Origin of the sequence: Streptomyces sp. NPDC086554, from assembly GCF_040686095.1 — a bacterium.
Lineage (GTDB): Bacteria > Actinomycetota > Actinomycetes > Streptomycetales > Streptomycetaceae > Streptomyces.
Genome location: NZ_JBFBJK010000022.1, coordinates 148,860 through 173,859, shown reverse-complemented (window position 1 = coordinate 173,859; position 25,000 = coordinate 148,860). Strand labels below are relative to the sequence as shown.

Genomic DNA, 25,000 nt, shown 5'->3' with positions numbered 1-25,000 from the left:
CCGGTGCGCGAGGGGCCGGTTGACCGCGGACCAGAGCAGGGCGTAAAGGCCGACGAACCAGGAAACGACGGCCCTCCAGGGAGCGACGGCCACCCCGAATGATCCGGTCGCCAGACGCTTGACGAAGCCGGGACCCATCCCCGAGCGGCCGCGCACCCCTCCAGCGGGACGGCACGTGAAACGAACCAGTCCGCACCCGGCGCTCAAGCCGGATGACCCATCCCCGCCACTTTCAGGCCAACCGGGCGGCCCCGGCGCCAACTCAACGCCGGGCAAGAAAGCCCCCGCCAAATGCCTCAGGCATCAGCTCGGCAGCTCCCACACAGTGGCGGCTATGCGGACCGGGCCTGCAGTCGGCGCGGACACAGTGCGCAGATAGGCCGTGCGCCCTTCCATGGTTTGCGCACAGAACCGGGAACCTCGGGTCAGTTCGGCGGCATAGGCACCGTTCTTCTCGACGGCGTCCGCGCACTCGGCCTCGCTGGGCGCGGGGCCGGAACCAGGAAGCGGCGCCAGCGTCAGCTCACTGCCCTCGGTGGTGAGGGTCGGGCTACCGGAGGTGGCGCCGACGTACACGTCGACTCCCTTGATGTCCGGGCCGGAGACAAGAGGGGGTGTGGAATCCAGGTCGACGTTCTCGCCGCCGTTGGGGAGTTCGACGCGTACTGTCCCCGAGAACCTGACCTTCGGCGAGGCCTGTTCCGCACTCCCGGCGTCGGACGGTGCGGTCGACGCCGCGCCCTTGTCCGCGGCACTCGCGTCAGGTTGCTCCGAGTCGGAGGACCCTCGGTTTCCGATCACCACTGTGACGACGATGCCCACAATCGGGATGACGATGCCGACCAACCACCATGCCCAACGCGGCTGATGAGGCTGAGGCGGGCCGGCCGGAGGGGGCGGCATGGGCGGAGGCGGCATGTAAGGCGTGCGGGACGGCAGGTCATCGGAGTCCGTGGTCATGGACACCTAACCTATGTTCTCTCGCTTCTCGTCGGGGAGCGGTTCCCGCAGGTCACTCAGGACGGCACGAACTCGTACTGCAACTCGTAGAGGTGGCCCGCCTTGACCATCACCGTCGCCTCGATGGGCCGTTCGTCATCGCTGTGGACGACGCGCAGAGTGCGCAGCACCGGGAGGCTGCTGGGGAGCAGGAGAGCCGTGTACTGCTCCTGGGTGGGAACCCGCGCCGAGACTCGGTCCACGCTGAGCCGCGGAGGGAAACCGAGACCGGACAGCAGGGCCGGGGTGCCACCACGAATCCTGCGCCGCTCCGTGATCGGGGTGCCCCGGGCGATCTCCACCGGATAGTAGGAGGCGACCAGCTCCACCGGCTCGTCGTCGATGCTGAGCAGCTGGCGGCGCAGCACCGCCACACCGCCACCGCCGAGCCCCAGCGCCGCCGAGACATCCGCCGGCGGCACCACCTCGGCCACCTCCAGCAGCGTGCTCCGAGGGCTCGCGCCGTGCTCGACAGCCTCGGTCAGCCAGCGATACGGGCGCCCGTCCCCGGCAGGAGCCATGTACGCGGCCGGCCGCAGGGTCCGCTGGCGGTGCTCGCGCACGGTGACCGCCGCCCCGGCCCGGCCGACGGCCAGGCCCTCATCCTTGAGCAGCTGGAGTGCCTTCTGCACGGTGGCACTCGACGCATCGAATCTGGCCTTGAGCTGCGCCGTCGAGGGGAGCCTGGCCCCCGGAGCCAGCTCACCGCTCATGATCTCGTCCCGCACATCGGCGGCGATGCGCTCATGGAGGGCACGGCGGTCGGACGCGTTGGCATCGGTACGGGGCACGGTCATCCGATCCGAATCTCGTAGCGCAGCCGCTGGCGGGTGGCAGGCATCGTCATCAAGTCCGCCTGGATGGCCCGGCCCTCCGCATCCAGGGTGACCCGGGCCAGCCGCAGGACCGGCTCGTCCGGACCTGTGCGCAGGGCCGCCCGCTCCTCCTCGCTCGGCATCCGGGCAGTGACGTCCTCGCGCACGGTGACCCCGGAATGCCCGAGCTCGGCGAGCAGAGTCACCGCGCCGCCACGGATCTTGGCCGTGGCGGCCAGCGGAGTCGCCCTGGCGATCTCGACGGGGTAATAGGTGTCCGTCAACTCATTGGGTTCACCGTCGAGTTCGATGATCCGACGCCGAACGACCACGGGTCCCCCTTCGGCTACGCCGAGCAGTTCGGCCACCTCACGGGGTCCCCCAGGGCCGCGAATTCGAGCTGGGCCTCTCGATCTCACCCGCCGACGCCGAGCTCCGCGCCTTCGGCGTCACGGAACACTCGGTGGGCAAGACCGTGTGGCTCATGTTCAAGGCGGTGAATGCCACCTGCGGTGAACAGGGCACCGGGGCCGCCCGGTTGTCCTGAGTTTGGCGGTTCCGGGCTGGGAGTCAAGGGCGCTCCGCTGCGCTACGCGTCGGCTGCGCCGATTCCGCTTCGCTTCACCCTTGACACCCGTCCCTCCACCGCGAGAAGCGAGATGACCGGGCGGCCCTGGAAGCGGGGCTCACGGGGACCGGCCGTCAGGCCATCCGGCTTGAGCGCCGGGTGCGGACTAGTTCGTTTCACGTGCCGTCCGTCCGGCTGGAGGGGTGCGCGGCCGCTCGGGGATGGGTGCCGGTCTCGTCAAGCGTCCGCCGACCGGACCTTCCGGGGCGGGCGCCGGGTGGGAGGGCCACAACTCACCGTTTCTGGTCGCCAGTTGATTCCCGGGACTGGCCGGTGAGGGGGTGCGGGGGACCTACTTCGGCAAAGTTGCGTTTCGCAGGGCCGCGCGCCCCCCTTGTGCCAGAACACAACTTTCCCAAAGTAGGTCCCCCACCCCCAGTCGCCGACCCCCGCCATTCGTGACGCGCGACCCGTGACGGCCAGCCCGGGAGATCCGGTCGGCGGACGCTTGACGAGACCGGCACCCGTTCCCGAGCCGACCGCGCACCCATGACACTGACGGCACGTGCAACGAACAAGTCCGCGCCCGGCAGGAAAGCCGGATGACCCGACGGGAGTCCCCGAGAGGCCCGCTTCCTGGGCCGCCCGGTCGGCGTTCACCTGCGGTGGAGGGGTGGTTGTCAAGGGTGGAGCGAAGCGGAATCGGCGCAGCCGACGCGGAGCGCAGCGGAGCGCCCTTTACAGCCGGCCCGGAACCGCCAACCTCGTAACAGCGGGCGGCCCCGGCGCCAATCGAGCGCCGGGCAAGAAAGGCCCCGGTGGCACGGCGGAAGAGAGACCGGGGCTCACACCCCCGGTGGACGCGACTCCAGCCCCTCTGCCAGTACCTCTGCCAGGTGCCGTCCCCTTACCCCCTCCCCCAGCTGCTCCAGCTGCGTGCGGCAGGAGAAGCCGTCCGCCAGGACTTCCGCCGAAGCGGGAGCCGCGCGCACCGCCGGGAGCAGTTGTTCCTCCGCGCACGTGCGCGAGACCTCGTAATGGCCCGCCTCGAAGCCGAAGTTGCCCGCCAGACCGCAGCAGCCTCCGCTCAACTCGCCCTCCAGACCCGCCTTCTGACGGAGTCGGCGTTCCGGGGCGTCGCCCAGGACCGCGTGCTGGTGGCAGTGGGTCTGGCCGACCACCGGGCGGTCGATGCGTGGCGGGCGCCAGTCTGGAGCGCGTTCCTCCAGGACCTCGGCGAACGTGCGGACCGCGGCGGCAAGGTGATGGGCTCGCTCGTCGTCGCCGAGGAGTTCGATCAAGTCCGATTTCAGGGCCGCGGCACAGCTTGGTTCCAAGACCACCACCGGTGCGCCGCCCTCCAGGAGCCCCTCCATGTGGTCCAGGGTTCGTCTCAATAGCGTGCGGGCTCGGTCCAGTTGGCCCGTTGATACGTACGTCAGGCCGCAGCACACCCCGCTTCCCGGCACGAACACCGTCAGGCCCGCGTCCTCAAGCACCCGCACCGCCGCCCGGCCCACCTCCGGCGAGAGGTGGTCCGTGAACGTGTCCGGCCATAGGACGACGAAGCGGTCGGAGGACACGATCTGCGTTCCCTTGCGGCGTGACCGCTTGAGCCACCAGCGGCGGAATGTCTCCGGGGCGAGGCGCGGGATCGACCTTTCCGGGGCGATCCCGGCAAGGCATTTGGCCCAGCCCGCCAACACGGCCACTCGGGAGAGGGTGTTCGCGAGGCGGGCCGTGTGCGTGCGGGACGCCAGGCGCAGCCACAGCGGCAGCCAGCCCATCGCGTAGTGCGACGCGGGGCGGCGCCTGCCCTCGTAGTAGTGGTGCAGGAACTCTGCCTTGTAGGTCGCCATGTCCACGCCCACCGGGCAGTCCGAGCGGCATCCCTTGCAGGAGAGGCAGAGGTCCAGGGCTTCGCGGACCTCCGTCGAGCGCCAGCCGTCCTTCACCACCTCCCCCGCCAGCATCTCGTGCAGCAGCCGCGCCCGGCCCCGCGTCGAGTGCTCCTCCTCGCCCGTCGCCCGGAAGGAAGGGCACATCACCCCGCTTGCCGAATTTGTCGATTCTGTACGGCACTTGGCCACCCCTACGCACCGCCGTACCGCCGCCGAGAAGTCGCCGCCGTCGTGCGGATAGCCGAAGGCGACGTCCACCGGCTTCCTCGGCAGCGGGGTGAAGCGGAGGTTCGCGTCCAGCGGCGCGGGGCGCACCAGCATTCCGGGGTTCAGGAGGTCCGCCGGGTCCCATGCCCCCTTTACCCGCTCGAAGAGGCGTACCAGGTCGGCGCCGTACATCTTGGGGAGCAGTTCCGCCCTCGCCTGGCCGTCGCCGTGTTCGCCCGACAGTGATCCGCCGTGCGCGACGACCACCTCCGCGAGGTCCTCCGAGAAGCGGCGGAAGCCTCGTACTCCCTCCTCGCTCATCAGGTCGAAGTCGATGCGTACGTGAATGCAGCCGTCCCCGAAGTGGCCGTACGGAGTGCCGCGCAGGCCGTGGTCCGCAAGCAGCGCCCTGAAGTCCCGCAGATACGCGCCCAGCCGCGCGGGCGGCACCGCGCAGTCCTCCCAGCCCGGCCACGCCTCACTGCCGTCCGGCATCCGCGTCGCCGTCCCGCTGGCGTCCTCCCGGACCCGCCACAGCGCGCGCTGCCCCGCCGGGTCGGTGACCACCACCGAGTCCACGGAGCCGCTGTCGCCGGAAGCCGCCTTCGCGATCGCCTCCGCACGTGCGCGTGCCTCGGCCTCGCTGCCGCCGCCCGTCTCCACGAACAGCCAGGCGCCGCCCTTGGGCAGCCCTTCCGCGCCGCGCACCAGGTCGGCGGCCATGCCCTCCACCGTCAACGGGCCGTGCGGAAGCAGGGCGGCGGCCGCTTCCGCCGCCGCGCTCTCGTCGGCGTATCCGAGAACGGCGAGGGCACGTGCGCGTGGCGCCTCGACGAGGCGCACGGTCGCTTCCGTCAGGACGGCGAGCGTGCCCTCCGAGCCGCAGTAGGCGCGGGCCAGGTCGACGCCGCGCTCGGGGAGCAGGGCGTCCAGGGCGTATCCGGAGATGCGGCGGGGCAGCTCCGGGAAGCCGGTCCGCAGGAGCTTCAACTCGGCGTCCACCAGGGGGCGCAGGCCCTCGGGGGCGCCTTCCCAGCCCTGGGCGAGGCCGAGCCTTTCGCCGCCCGAGGTGATGACCTTCAGGTGGTGGACGTTGTCGGCGGTGGTGCCCCAGGCCACCGAGTGGGAGCCGCAGGAGTTGTTGCCGATCATTCCGCCGAGGGTGCAGCGGTTGTGGGTGGAGGGGTCGGGGCCGAAGGTGAGGCCGTGCCGGGCTGCCTCGTTGCGGAGGCTGTCCAGGATCACTCCTGGCTGGACGACCGCCCTTCGTGCGTCGGCGTCCAGGGCGGTGATCTGGTTCATGTGGCGGGTGAAGTCGAGTACGAGGCCCACCCCGGTGGCCTGTCCTGCGATGGAGGTGCCTGCGCCGCGGGCGACCACGGGGACGCGGTGCTCGCGGCAGACCGTCAGCGCCGCCGCCACGTCGTCCGCGTCGCGCGGGGCGAGGACGCCTTGCGGGACGCGTCTGTAGTTGGAGGCGTCCATGGTGTGCAGGGCGCGGGCGGTCGTGGAGAAGTCCACCTCCCCGCGTACGGCGTTTCGTAGGGCGCGCTCCAGATCTGCGTGATGGTTCATGCGGTTCTCCTTTCCCCGCTGTGTTCATCAGCGCACTTCGTGCGCGGGCACCCCTTCCCGACCTTCCCGACTAACGCCGGGCAATCGGGTGGGTGGGCGGGAAAGATCCGCCGCGGAGCGGCGGCTTTGAGCGGGGTCCGGGGCAGAGCCCCGAGGCGTCCACCCCGCGTGGGGGCGCGATCTCACCCGGCGGACACCAGTCAGACCCCGTGCCCTGAGCCGCTAGGCTCACCCCGTGGCTGAGATCCAGATTCCCGCTGACATCAAGCCCGCCGACGGACGTTTCGGCGCGGGCCCCTCCAAGGTGCGCACGGAGGCGCTGGACGCGCTCGCCGCCACCGGTACCTCTCTGCTCGGCACCTCCCACCGCCAGGCCCCGGTCAAGGACCTGGTCGGCCGGGTGCGCGAGGGCGTCAAGGACCTCTTCTCCCTCCCCGAGGGCTACGAGGTGATCCTGGGCAACGGCGGCTCCACCGCCTTCTGGGACATCGCGACGCACGGCCTGATCGAGAACAAGTCGCAGCACCTCAGCTTCGGCGAGTTCTCCTCCAAGTTCGCCAAGGCCTCGAAGCTCGCCCCCTGGCTGGCCGAGCCCACCGTCATCACCAGCGACCCGGGTACGCACCCGGAGCCGCAGGCCGAGGCGGGCGTCGACGTCTACGCGTTCACGCACAACGAGACCTCGACCGGCGTCGCGGCCCCCATCAAGCGGGTGGCCGGCGCGGACGCGGGTTCCCTCGTCCTGGTGGACGCCACCTCCGGCGCCGGCGGCCTGCCCGTCGACATCGCCGAGACGGACGTCTACTACTTCGCCCCGCAGAAGTCCTTCGCGTCGGACGGCGGTCTCTGGATCGGCGTCTTCTCTCCCGCCGCGATCGAGCGTGCCGAGCGGATCCACGCGTCCGGCCGCCACGTCCCGGAGTTCTTCAGTCTCCCGACGGCGATCGACAACTCCCGCAAGAACCAGACGTACAACACCCCGGCCCTCGCCACGCTCTTCCTGCTCGGCGAGCAGCTGGAGTGGATGAACAGCCAGGGCGGGCTCGAGTTCACGACCGGCCGCACGGCCGCCTCCTCGCGCACGCTGTACGGCTGGGCCGAGGAGTCCAAGTACGCGACGCCGTTCGTCACGGACCCGGCCAAGCGCTCGCAGGTCATCGGCACGATCGACTTCGCGGACGAGATCGACGCCGCCGGGGTGGCGAAGGCGCTGCGGGCCAACGGGGTCGTTGACACCGAGCCGTACCGCAAGCTGGGCCGCAATCAGCTGCGCGTGGCGATGTTCCCGGCGATCGACCCTGCGGACGTCGAGGCGCTCACCAAGTGCATCGACTACGTGATCGAGAAGCTGTAGCAGTAGTTCTTCGTACGACGACGGGGGCGCCCGGCACACACCGTGCCGGGCGCCCCCGTTCGCGTACGGAAAAGCTCCTCAGCGGCTCAACTGCTTGAACTTCCGTACCGCAAGCGGCAGGAACACCAGCGAGACCACCAGCGGCCACACCACCGCCATCAGGATCGCGTGCTGCTCGACCCAGCTCGCGCCGCCCGCGCCCGGGTTGCCGAACAGTTCGCGTGCCGCCGTGCCCGTGGAGGACACCGGGTTCCACGCGGCGATCGGCGCCAGCCAGTCCGGCATCAGCGAAGGCGCCACGAAAACGCTGGAGATCATGGTCAGCGGAAACGCGACCGCGTAGAGGCCGCCCGCCGCCTCCGGGGTCGGGACGACGAGGCCCAGGTAGACGCCCACCCAGATCAGGCTGAAGCGCAGGAGCAGCAGGAGGCCGAAGGCCGCCAGGGTCTGCGGCAGGCCCGCGCTCGACCGCCAGCCGATGGCCAGCGCCGTCAGGGCGAGGATCGTCAGCTCGGCGCAGGCCACGATGAGGTCGGCGAGGCCGCGCCCGGACGCCACCGCCGACGGCGCCATCGGCATCGAGCGGAAGCGGTCGATGACGCCCTTGGCGGAGTCGGTGACGACGCCCATCGCGGTGTTCATGAAGCCGAAGGCCATGGTCATCACGAACATGCCGGGCATCAGGAACTGCTTGTAGTCGCCGTCCTCGCCGCCGCCGGGCACCTTCATCGCCTCACCGAAGACGAAGCCGTACAGGAGTACGGAGATGATCGGGAAGCCCAGCTGCCAGGCGATGTAGACCGGTTGGCGCTGGTAGTGGGTGAGGTAGCGGCGGGTGATGTTCCAGGCGTCCGCGAGCGCCCAGTAGAGGCGCCCGCGCGAGGTGTCCGCGGTCAGTGCGACGCTCATGCCGCGACTCCGTTCTTCTCGTCGGTGCCGATCAGCAGCGGTGGGTCCGCCCGGCGGCCCGTCAGCCGCAGGAACACGTCGTCCAGGCTCGGCCTGCGCAGGCCGATGTCCTCGATCGCGATGCCTTGGTCCTGGAGCGTCCGCGCCACCTCGGTCAGTGCGCCGACCCGGTCCGTGACGTCCGCCTGGACGCGGCGTTCCAGGGCGGTCGTCTCCGGTACGCCGTCGGCCACCCGGGACACGGCGGTCCACGCCGCCGACAGATCGGCGGCATCGCGCACCACGACCTCAAGGCAGCTGCCGCCCACCGTGGACTTCAGACCGTCGGGGGTGTCGTCGGCGATAGCGCGGCCCTGGTCGATGACGGTGATCCGGGACGCCAGCTTGTCGGCCTCCTCCAGATACTGGGTGGTCAGCAGGACCGTCGTACCGTCCGCGACCAACTTCCGTACGGTGTCCCAGACTTCGAGGCGGCTGCGCGGGTCGAGTCCGGTGGTCGGCTCGTCCAGGAAGAGGACGGCAGGCGCGAGGATCATCGAGGCGGCGAGGTCGAGCCTGCGGCGCATGCCACCGCTGTAGTCGCCCGCGCTCTTGTCGGCCGCCTCCACCAGGTCGAACTGTTCCAGGAGTTCCTGGGCGCGGCGGGCCGCCCGCTTGCCGCCCAGGTGGAAGAGGCGGCCGAACATCTCCAGGTTCTGCCGGCCGCTGAGCACCTGGTCGACCGCCGCGTACTGCCCGGTGAGGCCGATGCGGGCGCGTACGGCGTCGGGGCTGCGGACGACATCGGCGCCCGCGACCTCCGCGCGCCCGCCGTCGAGCCGTACCAGTGTCGAGAGGATGCGGACGGCGGTGGTCTTGCCCGCGCCGTTCGGCCCGAGCAGTCCGTGCACCGTGCCGCGCGCGACCGTGAGGTCGAAGGCGTCCAGGGCCTTCTTCTCGCCGTAGCGCTTCTCCAGGCCCTCGGCCCGTACCGCGTAGTCGTTCCCGTCCATCGCCTGCCCCTCCAGCCAGTTCCGCCACAAGCCCAGTGCGCCATGCGCCACACCCGATGAGTACGGCGTACTCAATTGAGAGTACACCGTACCCAGTTTCGCGGGTACACCGTACCCAATTACTTCTCGGACCATTAGGCTGAGCGCCATGACGAGCACGAACGGCGGCGACGTCCAGCGCACCGGCAGCGACATCTCCCGCAGCCTCGAACTGCTCTGGGGCAGCGGCGAGCGCCCGGCGCGGGGCCCCAAGCCGGGGCTCACCCTGGAGCGGATCGTCACCGAGGCGGTGCGCCTCGCGGACGCCGAGGGCCTCACCGCGGTCTCGATGCGCCGCCTCTCCACGGAGCTCGGCACCGGCACGATGTCCCTGTACCGCTACGTCCCCGGCAAGGCCGATCTGGTCGACCTGATGCTGGACCGCGTGTACGCGCCCCCCGAGGACCCCGATGGCGCGGCGCCCTGGACCGGCGGCTGGCGCGAGGGCGTCGAGGAGTACGCCCGCGAGACCCTCGTCCTCTACCGCCGCCACCCCTGGCTGCTCCAGGTCAACCAGGCCCGCCCGGTGCTCGGCCCCGGAGCCGTCGGCGGCCTCGACCGGACACTGTCCCGGATCAAGCCGATGGGCCTGACCGACCCCGAGCTGATCGGGGTGATCGTCATGACCGAGGGGTACGTCACCGGTGTCGCCCGCACCCAGGTGCAAGAGATCGAGGCGGTACGCAAGACCGGCCTGTCCGACCAGGAGTTCTGGGAGGCGCAGGCCCCGGCCCTCGACAGGATCATGCGCAGCGGCCGCTATCCGGCGCTCGCCGGGCTCTCCGAGGACGCGTTCGGCCCGGACTTCGACCACTTCGAGTTCGGCCTGCAGCGGCTGCTCGACGGCCTCGACGTCCTGGTCGCCCGCCGCAAGGCGCAGGAGCAGGAGCAGGAGCAGACAGCGGGACAGGACGGGCAGAGCACGTGACATATCCGGCGATCAGTGCCTCTATGGATACATGACGCCGAAACCCGCGAGCCCACCGAGCCCCGCGCTCGCCCCGTTCGTGAAGCAGTACACCGTCCTGCTCACGAGCCACAAAAAGGACGGCACGGGCGTGGGCGCCCCCGTCAGCATCGTCGTCGAGGGCGACCACGCGTACGTCCGCACCTACGCCAAGGCGTGGAAGGCCAAGCGGATGCGCCGCAACCCCGAGGTCGAGATCGCCCCGTCCACACTGCGCGGCGCACCGACAGGACCCGAGATCAAGGCACGGGTACGGCTGCTCGACCAGGGCGGCGAGGAGAACAAACACGCGGCGAAGCTGCTCAGGCGCAAGTACCCGGTACTGCACGGCCTGTTCGTCCCACTCACCCACAAGATCACGCGGGACAAGACACTGCACTACGAGGTACGGGTACTGGGCGAGTAGCACTGCGGTTGAGCGCCCCGAAGGGGCGCGGGGCTGTGACACTTGCGGCTCCGCCGCGTGGGCGCGACCAGCCACTGACGGCCCGCAGATAAATACCGGCCTAGCGCCGCCGCAACATCCGCTTCAGGCCAAGGAAAGCGGCCAGTACAACCGCCAAGGCCAACGCCCCCACCTTGAAGTCCCCGTCGAGCCCGGAGCCCCCGCCACCCCCGGCGTCCGGGCCCGAACTCCCGCTGCCTGAACCGGCGGTGCCGCCCGCGCCCTCCACCTCCACCGGTTCGACCTCGCCCTGTTCGCCCTCGGTGCCGTACATGAGGGTCGTACCGTCCAGGGTGTACGACACCGACTCCCCCTGGCCCTGCAGCGGCACGCTCAGCCGTCCCTCGCGCGCCGGCATCTTCCCCTCGCCCTTCCAGGCGTACGAGACACCACCCAGGTAGCCCCGCAGCGCGAGCTGCTTGCCGTCGGGGGAGAACGCGCCGTCGGTGGCCCACAGGCCGGTCTTCCCGAGGCGCTTGAAGACATTGACCCCGGAGGCGGACATCTGCGCCGGACCCTCGTACAAGGCCCCGCCCTCCTCCTTCTTGTCGGCGATGTAGATCCGCCCGGTCTTGGGGTGGACCATCAACGCCTCCGCGTCGCGCGCCCCGTCCTCGTACTTCACCGTGTACTGGGTGGCGCGCACGGTCTGGTCGCGGAGCTGCTTCGGCTCGGGCAGCTTGTAGATCCACACGTGGGACCAGGTGCCGCCGAGGTTGTCGCCGATGTCGCCGACGTAGAGGTTCCCGTCGCTGCCGACGGAGACCGCCTCGACGTCGCGCGGCGTCCCGACGCCGGTCAGGGTGATCGTCGCGACCGTCTCGCCGGTCTTGCCGTCCACGGCGTAGAGCAGCGCCCCGCCCTTGTCCTGGTCGTTGTGCGTCCAGTAGACGCCCGGGTGGGCGCGGGACGCGGCGAGGCCGCTGGACTCGATGATGCGGGGGTCCTTCATGGTGAACCCGTCGTGGCTGTCGTCGGCGGCGGCCGGAGCGGCGGCGCCGAGCAGGACCAGGCAGCCGGCGGCGGCCGCGGCACCCATCGAAGTACGCAGTGAACGCATGGCCCCCAGCCTGCCACCCCGGCGCGGGGCGGCGGGCGTCCGGCGGGTGTTGAGCCTCACATCGCAGGCCGGGGGCCTGATCCGGGATGATGAGCGGATGCTCAGGTTCATGTTCGTCGGCGACTCGATGACGATCGGAAGCGCCGGGGAACACACCTGGCGGCACCGGATGTGGCAGCACCTGCGGTCCTCGCTCGGCGAGCACGGCGACGAGGGCTTCGCCGTCGTGGGCCCGCGCCTGACCCTGCACGACAAGTCCACCGGCGAACCGACGTCGCACGCCTACGCCGACGGCACGGACCCCGCCTTCCCCCGCAACCACCTCGCGGGCTGGGGCGAGGGCTGGCTGCACATGGCGCCGCAGATCGCCGACGCGGTGCGCCGCGACGCACCTGACGTGCTGCTGATATCCCTCGGCCTGATCGACCTCGGCTTCTACACGAACGCCGAGCAGACCGCCGAGAACATGCGCCGCTTCGTCGCTCAGGCCCGTACGGCGAACCCGCACATCCGGATGGTCATGCTCCCCGTCATACCGAACGTCCGGGCCCGCACGGACGCCCCGTTCGCGGCGGAGGTCGCCCGCTTCAACACGCTGCTCGCGAAGGCCGTCGCCGACCTCGACACGGGCACGTCCCCGCTGCTCCTGGCCTCGTCCCCGCCGTCGTACGACATCGACGTCGACACGTACGACGGGACGCACCCCAATGCCTCCGGCGAGCACCGCCTCGCGGGGGCGTTCGCCGACGCCATGCACCAGGCGTGGGGCGTGGGCGCGCCGTACGGGACGACGCGCCCAGAACTGCTCAACTCACTTACTACCGGCTGAAGTTGGCCTTGAGGGCCTTGAGCCCCTCGATGTCCCACTTCGTGTACTGACCGGCGTACTTCTTGACGCGGTCCTCGCTGCCGCCCTTCGCCCTGCCGTGGCCGCCGTTGGGCGAGCACATGACCGGGGTGTCCTTGCTGCTGTTGCTGACGCACTCGAAGGGGTCGACGGTGTTGTTGGCGTCAGGCCCGTCGGCATTGGCGTGGTCGAGCCCGATCGAGTGCCCGATCTCATGGCTCATCATGTTCGAGACGCGCGCCGGGCCGATCGCGTAGTCCCCCGGCTTCCAGTACTCGCTGTCGACCCATATCCACCCGCCCCACGCACTCTTGTTGCCGCTCGCCGAGCAGGGGAACGCCTGCGAGTAGCCCGGCTTGTTGCCGGGGGTGAAGGGCCGGTACTTCAGTCCTACGGTGATGACGTGACGCTCGGCGGTGGAGCAGGCGTTCTGCTCCTTGTGATAGCCGTCGGCCAGCGTGAACTTGGTCCCCGTGATCGCGGTCAGCTGCGCCGCGGTCTTCTTCAACTGCGCCCGCAGCTGGGACTCTGCGGTCTTGGTCTGCGCGGCGGTGAGCTTGGTCTCGGAGGCCTTGGGCTTGACGAGATGGATGACGTACGGATCCGGGCTGAGCGACTGGATCCCCCGGCCGTTCAGGATGCGCCATCCGGTGCCCTTGTACACGTCCCCCGCGGCGTACGCCGGATTGCTGAGTGCGACGAGCCCCGCGGCGGCGGCGAGCACGCCGACGGAGCGGACGATCTTCTTCATGGTCATGCAGAGATCTTCGCGGAGGGGGCCAACAAGTCCCCAACGGGGGGGTGTCTTTGGCGGCCGCCGGCCCGTCTCAAGCGCGCGGGGCGGCGCGGAATCGCCTCCGCGCCGCCCCCGTTCCCCCGTTCCCCCCGTCCCCCGTCCCCCGTTCGCCCCCCGTGTGTTCCCCCGGTCGACCTCAGGACCTCAGGACCTCAGTACTTGCCCCTGGCGCTGGACCGTGCCGCGATCCAGCCCTTCTTACCGCTGGGCAACTTGGAGTAGTACCACCAGTTGCCGTGCGGGCTGAGACCCTTGCAGTACGCCTTGAACTGGTCGTTGAAGTACAGCCCCTTGGTGATCTTGTACGTCGCGCCGGGACCACTGTGCATGTATGCCTCGTGGCCGTGGTCCTCGTAGTTGAAGATGTCGATGTGCCGCCAGTGGTTGGTGACGTTCTGGGAGCAGGCGGCGCTGCCCACCGCTCCCGCCGTCGGCGCCACAGTGACGGACCCCGCGAACAGCGCGGCCCCCACCGCGGCCACCGTCCCCATCCTGCGCCACCTGATCCTGCTCACTCGCTCTCCCTCATCCCGCGTCGTTCGTGCCGGGCGCCCCCGTGACGCCCGGCAGGAAGAACGCTAGGCAGCTCCGCCAACACACCGCCAACAGCGGCTTCGTACTTTGGTCGGCGGGTGCGCGGGCGATCGCATCCCTTCGTCGGCCGCTCCCGGCCGGAAGACGGATGCCCGCCCCGCCACCGCTTTCTAGCGTCGAAGCATGACGGTCGAGATCAAGAACACGGACGCCCGCACCGGTCCCCGCCGTGCGGGCGTGCTCCCCGCCGAGCGGGCCCTGGCACCCGACCTCGCGCGCGGGCTCATGCTGCTGTTCATCGTCCTGTCCAACACCGCGTTCCATCTGACGGCGGCCAGGCACGGTCCTTCCGGGTGGCAGCCGGTGGACGGCGGATGGTTGGACCATGCCGTGCAGTTCACCATGATCACCGTCCTTGACCTGCGTATCTATCCGCTCTTCGCGTTCCTCTTCGGGTACGGGATGATGCGGCTCTATCTGCGCCAGACGGCGGCGGGGACGTCGGAGCGGGACGCGGTGCGGCTGCTGCGGAGGCGCAGTCTGTGTCTCGTCGTCATCGGGCTGCTGCACGCCACGCTGCTGATGGCCGGGGACATCATCGGCTTCTACGGCGTGGTCAGCCTCGTCCTCGGCTGGCTGTTCCTGCGGCGCAGTGACCGTGCGCTGAAGTGGTGGATCCGGATCGCCGCCGCGCAGTTCGTGCTGCTGGCCGCCCAGCCCGTCGTATCCGCTGTGCTGGCAGGGGAGTTGGGTTCGCTGGGGGACGCCGGTGCCGAACCGGGTGCCAATGCCTACGCCGCCGGCGAGTCCAGCTGGGTGGCGGCCGCCGGGACCCGCTTGAGCAGCGGGCTCTTCGTGACCTTCGCCGCCGCACCGCTCTCCCTGGTCGGCGGCGCGTACGTCGTCTTCCTGCTCGGCTTCTGGGCCGCGCGCAAGGGCGTACTGGAGAACCCGGGCCGTCATCTGCCGTTGCTGCGGTGGACCGCCGTGACCGGCATCGCGGTGGGCTGGCTGGGGGCGCTGCCCGCCGCGCTTGCGCATGTGGGGGCTCTTGATGTCCCGGACGACGCGCAGAGCGAGGGCGGCGTGCTGACGATGGTGCGGGACGCCACGGGGAACGCGGCCGGGCTCGGGTATGTGGCGGCGGTGGCGCTGTTCGCCCACTGGTGGACGCGGCGGCAGTCCCGCAGGGGTACTCGGGCGCTGTCAGCCGTGACCGCGGTGGGCAAGCGCTCCCTCTCCTGCTATCTCGCCCACTCGCTCCTCTTCGCCCCCGTCCTCGCCGCCTGGGGCCTCGGCCTGGGCGAGCACCTGTCGAGCGCGACGATGGCGCTGTTCGCGGTCGGGGTGTGGCTGGTCACGGTGGCGGGCGCGTACGCACTGGAGCGGGCGGGGCGGCGTGGCCCCGCGGAGGCGGTGCTGCGCAGGGTCATGTACCGGCAGGGCATCCTCAACTCCGGGCGGCGCTCGGCCTAGGGAGCGGCAGTTGACGTACACGTCGTAGTGCAAGCGGACTACCGTAGCTGTGCATGGGGGAGAACACGGTCTCCGGTGGCCGTCAGGACGCTGTCGTCCAGGCCGGCACGGTCCACAACGTGACCATTACGTCGTCTACGTCGTCGCCGCAGAGCGAGGAAACGCTGCCGCGCTATCTGCGGGATCCCGACCGCTGGCCGCTCACCGACGAGTGGGAGGCGCTGGCGGCGGGCGCGCACCGGGCGCGGCCCGGCGATGACGGGAGCAAGCTTCCGCCGTACGTCGAGCGGGACGTGGACGCGGGTCTGCGCGAGGCGGTCGCGCGGGGCGGTCTGATCGTGGTCGTCGGCGACTCCACGGCGGGGAAGACGCGGGCTTCGTACGAGGCGGTGCGGGCGGTGCTGCCGGGCCGGCGGGTGGTGGCACCTCCGCCGGGTGGTCACCTGGAGCGGGCTCCCGAGGTGGTGGAGCGGGCAGGGGTGCCGTGCGTGGTGTGGCTCGACGATCTGGAGCGGTATCTGGGCCCGGAAGGTCTTGAGCCCGACGTGCTCGACGATTTCGTCAGGCTGGATGTCCCCGTCGTCGCGACGATGCGCCTCAAGCCGTACGAGACGTTCAGCGTCGACCAGGAGGACGGCATCGGTTCGCGGGTGCTGCGGCTTGCCGAGGTCGTGGACCTGAACCGCTTGTGGAGCGAGGTGGAGCTGTCCCGCGCCGGCGACTGCGACGACTCACGCATCGTGGACGCCGTCGCGCACCACGGCACTTACGGGATCGGCGAGTACCTGGCGGCGGGGCCCGCCCTGCTGCGGGAGTGGCGGCACGCGTGGGCGGCGCAGGGGCATCCGCGCGGGGCGGCACTGGTGTCGGCGGCCGTCGACCTGACGCGCACGGGGCTGCGCGGACCGTACCCGCAGGAACTGCTGGTGCAGCTGCACGGCCACTACCTGTATGCGGCGGGCGGGCATGCGCTGCGGCCCGAGCCCCTGCAGGAAGCCTTCGACTGGGCGTCGCGCGTGCGGCTCGGGGTGACGAGTCTGCTGGTGCCGGTGGGGGAAGAGCAGTGGGCGGCGTTCGACTACCTGGTGGATGCCGCGGAGTCGGCGGTCCCGGGCTGGACGTGGGACGGGGCGCTCGGCAGCGCCGTGGACGAGAAGGACGGCTTCGCCATCGGGGTGAACGCGTACCGGGCCGACGAGCACACGGTCGCCGAGGCGGCTCTGCGGCCGCTCGTCGACGCCGGCCACTTGGCGGCCGCGTTCAACCTCGCCTTTCTCCTCGCGGAATCCGGCCGCACCGACGAGGCCGAACAGCTCTACCGCCACGCCCACGACAACGGTCATTCCAAGGCCGCCAACAACCTCGCCATCCTCCTGCAGAAGGCCGGCCGCGCCGACGAGGCCGAGCAGCTCTACCGGCACGCCCACAGCAACGGCCACCCCAAAGCCACGCACAACCTCGCCATCCTCCTCGCAGACATCGGCCGCACCGACGAAGCCGAGGCGTTCTACCGGCACGCCCACAGCAACGGCCACCCCAAAGCCGCGTACAACCTCGCCATCCTCCTGCAGAGGGACGGCCGTACCGAGGAAGCCGAGCACTTCTACCGGCGCGCCCACGACAACGGCCACCCCGGCGCCGCCAACAACCTGGCCATCCTCCTCGCGGAATCCGGCCGCACCGAGGAAGCCGAGCACTTCTACCGCCACGCCCACGACAACGGCGACTCCAAAGCCGCGTTCAACCTCGCCAATCTCCTCGCGGAGTCCGACCGCGCCGGGGAAGCCGAGGAGTTCTACCGGCGCGCCCACGACAACGGCCACCCCGGCGCCGGCAACAACCTCGCGAATCTCCTCGCCAAATCCGACCGGACCGACGAGGCCGAACGGCTCTACCGGCACGCCCTCGACAACGGCCACCGCAGCGCCGCGTTCAACCTCGCCATCCTCCTCGCCAAATCCGACCGCACCGACGAGGCCGAACGGCTCTACCGGCACGCCCACGACAACGGCCACCGCAGCGCCGCGTTCAACCTCGCCATCCTCCTCGCCAAATCCGACCGCACCGACGAAGCCGAGCACTTCTACCGCCACGCCCACGACAACGGCCACCCCAAGGCCGGCACCAACCTCGCCAACCTCCTGCAGAGGGCCGGCCGCACCGACGAAGCCGAGGCTCTGCGCCGCCAGATCCGGGGAGACGACGACTGACGGTCACCCGTGGCGTCGGCCGACCGCGCCTCACACCGCCCGCGTCAGCCGATTCGCCAGCGTCGACATCGTGTACGTACCGATGCCGAGGACGACCTCCAGCGCGTTGCGCTCCGTGTAGCCGTGGGAGAAGAACTCCTTCAGCCGGTCGTCATCGACTCCACCCGCGGTCGCAAGCACCTCAAGCGTGAACTGCCGTACCGCTTCGAGCCGTTCGTCCTCCAGCGGGCTTCCCTTCCGCAGCGCGGCGATCAGCTCCGTGCCCGCGCCCAGCTTGCGCAGCTTCCCCGTGTGCATGGTGACGCAGATGTGGCAGTCGTTGCGTACGGCGATCGTCATGATGACGACCTCCCGGGCCACCGGCTCCAGCGTCGAGCGCTCGAAGCTCGCGCTCAACTCCAGGAAGCCGTTGAGGAGTTCGGGTGACTCGGCGAGGAGCGCCACCGCGCTCGGGGTCTTGCCGAATGCGGCTGCCGTGCGCTCCATCGCGGCGCGCGACTCGGCCGGTGCGGTCTCCACGGTGTGCTCGGTGAACAAGAGGTACCCCCTACGATGGACAACATGGTTGACGATAAGAAGGTAAACCGGGTTGACGATTCCCGCAAGGGGGTCGAGGAGCCCGAGAGCGACGGGCGTGGCTACGAGCTGCCCCTGCTCCTCTTCGCCGGGTTCCGCACCCTCATCGACCGGCTGCACGCCGAGCTGGCCCGGCAGGGACACCCGGACGCCCGCCCGGCGCACGGCTTCGCGATGCAGGCGATCGGGATGCAGGGCGCGAGCGCCAGTGAGGTCGGGCGCCGGCTCGGGGTCTCCAAGCAGGCCGCGGGCAAGACGATCGACCGCCTCATCGCCCTCGGCTACGCGGCACGCACCGACGACCCCGCCGACGCCCGCCGCAAACTGGTCCGGCTGACCCCGCACGGCATCGACGCGCTCGCCCGTTCGGCGGCAATCTTCGAGGAGCTGCACGCGGAGTGGGCCAAGGCCGTGGGCGCGCGGCGGCTGCGGGCCATGGAGGACGATCTGCGGGCCGTCGTCCCGGCGGAGGCGTTCCGGCTCGACGCGGCGGGGTGGATCAGCGGCTCGTGACCTTGTCTCCGTGCGTATCGTTGTACTGCGCGGCTGCACTCGACCGAGAGGCGGCCGGGGAGGAGCGCCACGATGACCGCGGTGGATGTACGGACCGACAGGATCGAGATGGCCGACAGCAGCGATGAGCGCACTCTGGACATGATGTTCGAGTGGCTCGAGAAGATGCCCGTCCCCGAGGGAATCAAGGTCGAGATTGTCGAGGGACACATCTTCATGACACCTCAGCGGGACACTCACTGGGAGATCATCGCGGACCTCTACGAGCAGTTGCGGACCAAGTACCCCCGGAAGCGCGTGAAGTCCGACGTACGCGTCGACTACCCGGGCCATCTCAACGGCTTCGCGAGTGACGTGACAGTGATGGCAGACGGCGCCGCCAAGACGGACGAGGGACGTTGGCGCTACCAGGACGTCGAGTTCGTCGCCGAGGTGATCTCCAAGAAGACCGGGCTGAACGACTACGGCTCGAAGAAGACGACCTACGCCGTCGCCGAAATCCCTGTCTACCTCATCGCCGATCCTTACCAGGGCAAGTGCCACCTCTACACCGAGCCCACGGACGGGGAGTACGCGACCGAGACGACCGTCGCCTTCGGAGGCGAACTGGACCTCACCCGCACCCCCGTAGGCCTGACCCTCAAGACCGACGAGTTCCCCCGCGACTGACCCGCACCTCCGCGCCGACCCCCTTGCGTTGAGCGCACTCGAAGTCGTTGGCTAAGCAGTCATGAAGTACACGCAGCTGGGACGCACAGGGCTCAAGGTCAGCCGGCTCACGCTCGGGACCATGAACTTCGGGCCACAGACCAACGAGGCCGACAGCCACACGATCATGGACGCCGCGCTCGGCGCGGGGATCAACTACTTCGACACCGCCAATGTCTACGGCTGGAGCCCGAACAAGGGCCGCACCGAGGAAATCATCGGCACCTGGTTCGCGCAGGGCGGCGAGCGGCGCGACAAGGTCGTGCTCGCCACGAAGCTGTACGGGAGCATGGCCGTCGACGAAGAAGCGCCGTGGCCCAACCACGACAAGCTCTCCGCGCTCAACATCCGCCGGTCGGTGGAGGCGTCGCTGCGGCGGCTGCAGACCGACTACATCGACATCTATCAGTTCCACCACATCGACCGCCGGACCCCCTTCGAGGAGATCTGGCAGGCGGTCGACGTCCTCGTGCAGCAGGGGAAGATCCTTTACGCCGGGTCCTCCAACTTCCCCGGGTACAAGATCGCCCAGGCGAATGAGGTGGCCGCACGGCGCGGCAGCTACGGGCTCGTCAGCGAGCAGTGCCTGTACAACCTCGCCGAGCGCAGCGCCGAGATGGAGGTCATCCCGGCCGCGCAGGACTACGGCGTCGGGATCATCCCGTGGTCGCCGCTGCACGGCGGGCTGCTTGGCGGCGTACTGAAGAAGGAGGGCGAGGGCGTACGGCGTGCCAGTGGGCGGGCCGCCGCGGATCTCGCGAAGCCGGAGGTGCGCGCGCAGGTCAAGGCGTACGAGGAGCTGCTCGACAAGCACGGCCTCGAGCCGGGCGAGGTCGCGCTGGCCTGGCTGCTCACCCGGCCCGGCGTGACCGCGCCGATCGTCGGGCCGCGCACGGCCGAGCAGCTCGACTCCGCGTTGCGGGCGGTCGAGCTCGAACTGTCGGCGGAGGTCCTGGGCTCGCTGGACGAGATCTTCCCCGGGCCGGGGCCGTCTCCGGAGTCCTTCGCCTGGTAAGCGCGTAAGGCATACGCATACGCGGGCGGGCCGCGTCGGCCGGTTGCTGCCCTAGCTGCCGAACGCGGCCGCCACCGCCACTACGACGAACATCATCACGAGCACACCGGCCATGATCCGGTTCCTGGTTTTCGGGTCCACGTAGTCGAGGTTAACCGGCGCCGCCGAGCGGCCAGCGCCCGACCACCTCGTAACGGGGCCGCTCCCCCGGCATCCCACTCCTTGGCAGATTGCTGCGTACGAGGGTCAACTCGTCCACGGTCCACTCCTCGCCCCGGAACGTGGCGAGCTCGTCGGCGTACGGGGCAAGCGGTGGATCGCCCTTGCCGCGGGCCAGGGTGAGGTGGGGGCGGTAGTGGCGGTGCTCCTCCATGGTGATGCCGGACTTGCGGGCCGCGGCGTTTGCGCGGGCGGCGAGCAGGCGGAGGGTGTCGATGTCGCCCGCGACGCCGGTCCACAGGGCCCGGTCGCCGAAGTGGCCTCCGGCGTGGAGGGAGAGGGGGAAGGGGGTGGTGCGGTGTGCGGCGCGGGACAGGCGCTCGGTGAGGTCCGGGACGGTGTCGTCCGCGACCTCCGCCATGAAGGCGAGCGTGAAGTGCCAGCCGTCCGGGGCGGTCCAGCGGAGGTCCTTGGCGCCCGGAAGGGTCTTCAACTTGGCTGCGGCCTGGGCGAGTTCGTCCACCACCGCGTCCGGCGGGAGCACCGCCGCGAAGAGTCTCATGGTGCGATTCTGGCCTCCGGCGGCCTTCCATCACCGGTGACCCGCGTCACACCCGACTCCTGTCAGCAATCGGAGCGCCGTCTCGTTCAAGGGACACGCGAACGAGACAGGAGCAACGCCATGAAGCACCGCATCGTCGTACTCGGTGCCGGATACGCCGGGGCCTTCGCCGCCGGAAACCTGGCCCGCCGGCTCTCCCCCGCCGACACCGAGATCACCGTCGTCAACGCCGTGCCCGACTTCGTCGAGCGGATGCGGCTCCACCAGCTCGCGATCGGCCAGGACCTCACGTCCCGCAAGCTCGCCGACGTCTTCGCGGGCACCGGGGTGCGGCTGCGCCTGGCGCGCGTCACCGGCATCGACCCCGAGCACAGGACCGTCGCCCTGACCGGCGACGACGGGGACGGCGAGCTGGCGTACGACACGCTTCTCTACGCGCTCGGCAGCTCCGTCGCCCACCACGGAGTCCCCGGCGTGGCCGAGTACGCCTTCGACGTCACCGGCAGGTCCTCGGCGCTGCGGCTGCGCGAGCGCCTGGCGGGCCTGAGTGAAGGCGGCACCGTGCTTGTCGTCGGTGAGGGCCTCACCGGCATCGAGACCGCCACCGAGTTCGCCGAGTCCAGGCCCGACCTCTCGGTCGCGCTCGCTGCCCGCGGCGATCTTGGCGCCTGGCTCTCCCCGAAGGCGCGCCGTCACCTGCGCCAGGCCTTCGACCGGCTCGGCGTCACCGTCCACGAGCACACCGGCATCGAAGCCGTCGAGCCGACACGGGCGATCGCCTGCGGTGTCGACGGGCCGTCCATCCCGGCCGACGTGACCGTGTGGACGGCCGGGTTCGCCGTGCACCCGATCGCGGCCGCCGGCGGCCTGGAGGTCGCAGAGACCGGCCAGATCGTCGTCGACCGCACCATGCGCTCGGTCTCGCACCCGGACGTCTACGCCGCCGGTGACAGCGTCTACGCGATCGGCGAGAACGGCAGGCCGCTGCCGATGTCCTGCGCCTCGGCCGGCTTCACCAACATGCAGGCGACCGCCGCGATCATCGCGCGCCTGACGGGTGGCAAGGTCCCGACTGTCGGGATGAAGTACTACGGCAACCACATCAGCCTCGGGCGGCGGGACGCGATCTTCCAGATGGTGGACGGGGACGTCCGGTCGAAGTCCTGGTACCTGGGCGGTTGGACCGCCACGCGGTTCAAGGCGGGCATCCTCAAGGGCTCCGCGTTGGGCATCGCCCACCCGACCTTCGGCATGCCGAAGCGCAGGCGCCGCCTGGCCGCAGCGCCTGACCGGTCCGGCGCGAAGGCCGCCGCATAGGCGGTGCCCCATACGGTGTTCCGCATGGACATTGCAGCCGTCGATCGGTTCGAGGCAAGCCGGGGCCGGCTTGCCTCGCTCGCCTACCGCCTGCTCGGCTCGGCCGCCGACGCCGAGGACGCCGTGCAGGACACGTTCCTGCGCTGGCAGGCCGCGGACCGCGAACAGGTCGAGGTGCCGGAGGCGTGGCTGACCAAGGTCGTCACCAACCTCTGCATCGACCGGCTCCGCTCGGCGCAGGCGCGCCACGAGCGGACGGCCGGGGCCTGGCTGCCCGAGCCGCTCCTCGACGGCGACCCGATGCTCGGCCCTGCCGACACCTTCGAGCAGCGCGAATCGGTGTCCTTGGCCGTACTGATCCTCTTGGAGCGCCTCTCGCCGGTCGAGCGGGCCGTCTATGTCCTGCGCGAAGCCTTCTCCTACCCCCACGCCGAGATCGCCGGGATCCTCGACATCACCGAGTCCGCCAGCCAGCAGCACGCCCACCGGGCCCGGACCCGGGTCGCCGCCGAGCGCCGCCGCGGCGTCGAGGCCGACGCCGCGTCCGCGCGCCGGGTCGTCGAGGAGTTCCTCGCCGCCGCCACGTCGGGGCGCACGGAACGCCTTGTGGCGCTGCTCACCGACGACGTGACGGCGGTCTCGGACGGCGCGGGCCTCGCCAAGCGGCTGCAGCGGTACACCACGCGCGAGCGGGTCGCTACGTACGTACGCGCCGGCTTCAAGCCCACGCCGGCGAAGAGGCGCCTGGCCGGCGGCTCGCCCGCGATGCACATCGCGCTGGTCAACGGCTCCCCGGCGGTCGTCGCCGTGGTCGAAGGCCGGGTCGTGGGCGCCGTGGCGTTCGAAGTCACCGACGGCAAGGTCGCGTCCCTGCGCGGCATCGCCGCCGCGGACCGGCTCACGCGCCTCAACGAGGCCTGGCAGCAGCACGAACCGGACGCGCCGGTCATCAGCGCCTGGTGACCGGCGCCCGATGGTCGGCGGTCGGGAAGGCCGGCGGCCCAGGACCGCACCGGCCAGTTGCCACGCGGCAGCAGAAACCCGGAGGGAATGGGCCGCCCGGCGCAGGCATCCGTGTAGGGGGCGGATACCTGCGCCGGAGGGACCGAGAAGCCCGGCAGGCATCCGTGGGGGGAGAGGGGATGCCTGCGCCGGGGGCTTCGTCATCGACTCTGGCACACGGCGCGACGGACCTGAGTGCTCGATTCACCGATGCCGTCCAACCGTTCACTGAAGTCACTACGGCTCATCACGAAGGGCAAGCGGCAAATCTCCCGTCGGTCCGATTTGTCCGCGTAATGTCACCGGTCATCAACCAGGCTTATGCGTTCAACAATTCGGGCCGTTCGTGCCTTTGGAGAAATGTCGATGCCGCTTCAATCCCTCACCTCCTCGGCGCGCTGCTCTTTGATGCCGCGGACTACCACATTTCGTCCACCGGACGGGGTGTGGCGATCGCTCGACTGGTACGTGCAGGAAACAATGGGGGCACGAAGCTGCCGTGAAGCTCAGTCCATCGTCAAAGAGCGATGGAACAGGCCGGAAGTGGCTTGCCTGCGTAAGCGCGCGTACCGGCTCGGCAACGGACAGGTGGAGCCCGTGGCGCTTCGGCTGGCAGCGATCAGCGTCAATTGCGGCTGGCTCGGCGTCATTTCCGAAGCCGGGGCGGTGGCGACCGGCATACCTGGACACTTCGCCGATGTATGGGCGGTGGTGGCGCAGCGCCTGGGTACCGTCCAGCTCGGCGCTGCCCCTTTGCTCGCCGTCGTGAACCACGCCTCCTCCGTCTCACCCGGAGACGGACTGCATCCGGTCCTGAAGTGGACGGGAACGGAGTGGTTCAGTCGGATTGACCTGCTGCTTGCCACGGCGGCACGAATCGACGCGATCAACGCGTCCGTGCTGCTCAAGTCGCACCTGCTGGAGCACGGTGCTGCCCGGCCGTTGACCGTAGTGCGTGCGCTGGACCGCGTCACACGAGTCCAGAGCATCGTGCACGACGTACTGGCCAGGCGCCACGAAGCCGTTGCGAACGCGCCGTGTCCGGCTGCCGGTCTGACTGCGGCGCGGACTCTTGCCGCGGAGGCTCCCGATGTCCCCGACGGCGTTCCGCCGCGTCTCCTCACACCGGTCCAGCAGGCGGTGGAGGCGCTGCTGGGTCTGCACACGCCGGCAGGCGGACCGGCGGGCATCCCACGAGCCCGGCGGTGCTTGGGCCGTGAACAGCTGCAGGCCCTCCTCGACCTCGATCGCGTCGGTCATGAGGTTCGTGTTCTGGCGGAGAACGACAGGCAGGTGGCGGCGGCTTACGGACCTGCCGTGATGGCGCTCCGCGAGAGCAACACGCTGTACCGGCGGCTCATCGATGCTGCGGTCGAGCCGTTGGCGGAGCGCGGCCGGGTGACTGCGTTGGCGCAGTGGAAATGACCGGTCGCGAACGGGCCCCTGCGCGCCCA

Annotated in this window: 22 protein-coding genes and 1 pseudogene; 12 read left to right on the top strand and 11 right to left on the bottom strand. The window is 70.3% G+C overall.

What is annotated here, in order from left to right:
• Positions 1 to 303: 303 nt before the first annotated feature.
• The 4 genes and pseudogenes from AB0O76_RS32125 to AB0O76_RS32110 form a co-directional block, all read right to left on the bottom strand.
• Positions 304 to 804 carry a hypothetical protein gene (locus AB0O76_RS32125; RefSeq protein WP_365498279.1) on the bottom strand — a complete coding sequence of 167 codons (501 nt, stop codon included), beginning with the start codon at positions 802 to 804 and terminating at the stop codon, positions 304 to 306.
• Between the two features lie 212 nt (positions 805 to 1,016).
• Entirely contained in the window at positions 1,017 to 1,796 is a 780-nt protein-coding gene (locus AB0O76_RS32120; protein ID WP_365498276.1) for a GntR family transcriptional regulator, read from the bottom strand.
• Positions 1,793 to 2,191 (bottom strand): annotated as a pseudogene (locus AB0O76_RS32115) (UTRA domain-containing protein); the annotation flags it as partial. The gene AB0O76_RS32120 and the pseudogene AB0O76_RS32115, both read right to left, overlap by 4 nt.
• A gap of 1,036 nt (positions 2,192 to 3,227) precedes the next feature.
• Entirely contained in the window at positions 3,228 to 6,065 is a 2,838-nt protein-coding gene (locus AB0O76_RS32110) for an FAD-binding and (Fe-S)-binding domain-containing protein (RefSeq protein ID WP_365498273.1), read from the bottom strand.
• Between the two features lie 235 nt (positions 6,066 to 6,300).
• On the opposite strand from AB0O76_RS32110, the gene serC reads away from it, so the two are divergent.
• Entirely contained in the window at positions 6,301 to 7,419 is a 1,119-nt protein-coding gene (gene serC / locus AB0O76_RS32105) for a phosphoserine transaminase (protein ID WP_365498270.1), read from the top strand.
• A 78-nt stretch (positions 7,420 to 7,497) separates the two neighbouring features.
• Here serC and AB0O76_RS32100 read toward each other — a convergent pair whose 3' ends face one another.
• Together AB0O76_RS32100 and AB0O76_RS32095 are read right to left on the bottom strand one after the other, a co-directional pair.
• Complete coding sequence (locus AB0O76_RS32100) at positions 7,498 to 8,328, bottom strand: ABC transporter permease (protein WP_365498267.1); 831 nt, start codon at positions 8,326 to 8,328, stop codon at positions 7,498 to 7,500.
• Positions 8,325 to 9,320 (bottom strand): ATP-binding cassette domain-containing protein, encoded by a 996-nt coding sequence (locus tag AB0O76_RS32095; protein WP_365498264.1) that lies wholly within the window; start codon positions 9,318 to 9,320, stop codon positions 8,325 to 8,327. Before AB0O76_RS32095 ends, AB0O76_RS32100 begins: the two co-directional genes overlap by 4 nt.
• A 148-nt stretch (positions 9,321 to 9,468) precedes the next feature.
• Between AB0O76_RS32095 and AB0O76_RS32090 the strand changes: the two genes are divergently transcribed.
• Together AB0O76_RS32090 and AB0O76_RS32085 are read left to right on the top strand one after the other, a co-directional pair.
• Positions 9,469 to 10,287, top strand: a complete 819-nt coding sequence (locus AB0O76_RS32090; RefSeq protein WP_365498261.1) for a TetR/AcrR family transcriptional regulator — start codon at positions 9,469 to 9,471, stop codon at positions 10,285 to 10,287.
• A gap of 31 nt (positions 10,288 to 10,318) precedes the next feature.
• Positions 10,319 to 10,732 carry a PPOX class F420-dependent oxidoreductase gene (locus tag AB0O76_RS32085; RefSeq protein ID WP_365498258.1) on the top strand — a complete coding sequence of 138 codons (414 nt, stop codon included), beginning with the start codon at positions 10,319 to 10,321 and terminating at the stop codon, positions 10,730 to 10,732.
• A gap of 100 nt (positions 10,733 to 10,832) precedes the next feature.
• On the opposite strand, the gene AB0O76_RS32080 is transcribed toward AB0O76_RS32085, so the two are convergent.
• Entirely contained in the window at positions 10,833 to 11,831 is a 999-nt protein-coding gene (locus AB0O76_RS32080) for a WD40 repeat domain-containing protein (protein WP_365498255.1), read from the bottom strand.
• A gap of 97 nt (positions 11,832 to 11,928) precedes the next feature.
• Here AB0O76_RS32080 and AB0O76_RS32075 point away from each other — a divergent pair, with 97 nt between their 5' ends.
• Complete coding sequence (locus AB0O76_RS32075) at positions 11,929 to 12,660, top strand: SGNH/GDSL hydrolase family protein (protein ID WP_365498335.1); 732 nt, start codon at positions 11,929 to 11,931, stop codon at positions 12,658 to 12,660.
• Here AB0O76_RS32075 and AB0O76_RS32070 read toward each other — a convergent pair.
• Positions 12,650 to 13,435, bottom strand: coding sequence for a hypothetical protein (locus AB0O76_RS32070; protein WP_365498253.1), 786 nt, complete (start codon positions 13,433 to 13,435; stop codon positions 12,650 to 12,652). The genes AB0O76_RS32075 and AB0O76_RS32070 overlap by 11 nt on opposite strands.
• A gap of 191 nt (positions 13,436 to 13,626) precedes the next feature.
• The gene (locus AB0O76_RS32065) at positions 13,627 to 13,989 is read right to left on the bottom strand and encodes a hypothetical protein (RefSeq protein WP_365498250.1); all 363 of its coding nucleotides are present in this window, start codon (positions 13,987 to 13,989) and stop codon (positions 13,627 to 13,629) included.
• A gap of 202 nt (positions 13,990 to 14,191) precedes the next feature.
• On the opposite strand from AB0O76_RS32065, the gene AB0O76_RS32060 reads away from it, so the two are divergent.
• Positions 14,192 to 15,484: a DUF418 domain-containing protein gene (locus AB0O76_RS32060; protein WP_365498247.1), complete on the top strand. Its 1,293-nt coding sequence runs from the start codon at positions 14,192 to 14,194 to the stop codon at positions 15,482 to 15,484.
• Between the two features lie 53 nt (positions 15,485 to 15,537).
• Positions 15,538 to 17,694 carry a tetratricopeptide repeat protein gene (locus tag AB0O76_RS32055; protein ID WP_365498244.1) on the top strand — a complete coding sequence of 719 codons (2,157 nt, stop codon included), beginning with the start codon at positions 15,538 to 15,540 and terminating at the stop codon, positions 17,692 to 17,694.
• Between the two features lie 30 nt (positions 17,695 to 17,724).
• On the opposite strand, the gene AB0O76_RS32050 is transcribed toward AB0O76_RS32055, so the two are convergent.
• Complete coding sequence (locus AB0O76_RS32050) at positions 17,725 to 18,180, bottom strand: carboxymuconolactone decarboxylase family protein (RefSeq protein WP_365498332.1); 456 nt, start codon at positions 18,178 to 18,180, stop codon at positions 17,725 to 17,727.
• A gap of 66 nt (positions 18,181 to 18,246) precedes the next feature.
• Here AB0O76_RS32050 and AB0O76_RS32045 point away from each other — a divergent pair, with 66 nt between their 5' ends.
• From AB0O76_RS32045 to AB0O76_RS32035, 3 genes are all read left to right on the top strand, one after another.
• A complete protein-coding gene (locus tag AB0O76_RS32045; protein WP_365498241.1) occupies positions 18,247 to 18,783 on the top strand; it encodes a MarR family transcriptional regulator in 537 nt (178 codons plus the stop codon).
• Positions 18,784 to 18,855: 72 nt separating this feature from the next.
• Positions 18,856 to 19,452, top strand: a complete 597-nt coding sequence (locus AB0O76_RS32040; protein WP_365498238.1) for a Uma2 family endonuclease — start codon at positions 18,856 to 18,858, stop codon at positions 19,450 to 19,452.
• A gap of 61 nt (positions 19,453 to 19,513) precedes the next feature.
• Positions 19,514 to 20,506 carry an aldo/keto reductase gene (locus tag AB0O76_RS32035; protein WP_365498235.1) on the top strand — a complete coding sequence of 331 codons (993 nt, stop codon included), beginning with the start codon at positions 19,514 to 19,516 and terminating at the stop codon, positions 20,504 to 20,506.
• 151 nt (positions 20,507 to 20,657) lie between these two features.
• Here the strand turns inward: AB0O76_RS32035 and thpR are convergent, their stop codons facing one another.
• Positions 20,658 to 21,227, bottom strand: a complete 570-nt coding sequence (gene thpR, locus AB0O76_RS32030) for an RNA 2',3'-cyclic phosphodiesterase (RefSeq protein ID WP_365498232.1) — start codon at positions 21,225 to 21,227, stop codon at positions 20,658 to 20,660.
• A gap of 120 nt (positions 21,228 to 21,347) precedes the next feature.
• Between thpR and AB0O76_RS32025 the strand changes: the two genes are divergently transcribed.
• The 3 genes from AB0O76_RS32025 to AB0O76_RS32015 all read left to right on the top strand — a co-directional run bounded on the left by AB0O76_RS32025 (position 21,348) and on the right by AB0O76_RS32015 (position 24,971).
• Positions 21,348 to 22,544, top strand: a complete 1,197-nt coding sequence (locus AB0O76_RS32025; protein WP_365498229.1) for an FAD-dependent oxidoreductase — start codon at positions 21,348 to 21,350, stop codon at positions 22,542 to 22,544.
• A 24-nt stretch (positions 22,545 to 22,568) separates the two neighbouring features.
• Entirely contained in the window at positions 22,569 to 23,507 is a 939-nt protein-coding gene (locus tag AB0O76_RS32020) for a sigma-70 family RNA polymerase sigma factor (RefSeq protein ID WP_365498226.1), read from the top strand.
• A 399-nt stretch (positions 23,508 to 23,906) separates the two neighbouring features.
• Positions 23,907 to 24,971 carry a hypothetical protein gene (locus tag AB0O76_RS32015; RefSeq protein WP_365498223.1) on the top strand — a complete coding sequence of 355 codons (1,065 nt, stop codon included), beginning with the start codon at positions 23,907 to 23,909 and terminating at the stop codon, positions 24,969 to 24,971.
• The last annotated feature ends 29 nt before the right edge of the window (positions 24,972 to 25,000 follow it).